This window comes from Neisseria sp. P0021.S007, from assembly GCF_051956855.1.
This window is the reverse complement of sequence record NZ_JBQCXA010000803.1, coordinates 1-594: the sequence shown is the minus strand read 5'-3', so window position 1 is coordinate 594 and position 594 is coordinate 1. Positions and strand designations below refer to the sequence as shown.

Sequence of the window (594 nt, the reverse complement as noted above, 5' to 3'; positions counted from 1 at the left end):
ACCGACAATGCAGGCAAATTCATTCGGATATTCGCTAACGCCTAAAACAATCTCTTCATTTTTCGGTGCAAAATAATAGCTGTGAACAAAATAGAAATACTCGTTTTGCCCAATGTCTTGAAATAAAGGATGCGGACGGGTTTGGCGCACTGTATTCCAACCCATATGCGGCACTTTCAGACGGCCTCCTTGCTCATCGGTTTGATTGGGCAAAAACCGTTTTACTTGACCTTCAAACCAACCCAAACCATCTGTATCGCCTTCTTCACTGTGTTCAAACAATAATTGCGCACCTACGCAAATTCCAAAAAACGGCTTGTTTTTCAGGCCGTCTGAAACCGCCTCACCCAAACCGCTTGCCTCCAGCGCCGACATGCAATCCGGCATGGCACCCTGCCCTGGAAAGATAACCTTATCCGCCGCCATCACCTCTTCAGGCCGCGAAGTCAGATAAACCTCGGCATTTTGATTAGACAAAACCTGCGCCGCCTGAACAGATTTCAATACTGAGTGCAGGTTTCCCATTCCATAATCAACAATCGTTACTTTCATTGCTTCTCCTCAGGCCGTCTGAAAACATTTAATGATTAATAT

The 594-nt window shown here is 45.6% G+C and carries 1 protein-coding gene; it reads right to left on the bottom strand.

Annotated elements, in window-relative coordinates; translation table 11 throughout:
- Positions 1-552 (bottom strand): imidazole glycerol phosphate synthase subunit HisH (hisH, locus tag ACTHUR_RS16040; protein ID WP_440399670.1); only part of this gene is annotated, 552 nt, incomplete at its 3' end.
- Positions 553-594 lie beyond the last annotated feature (42 nt).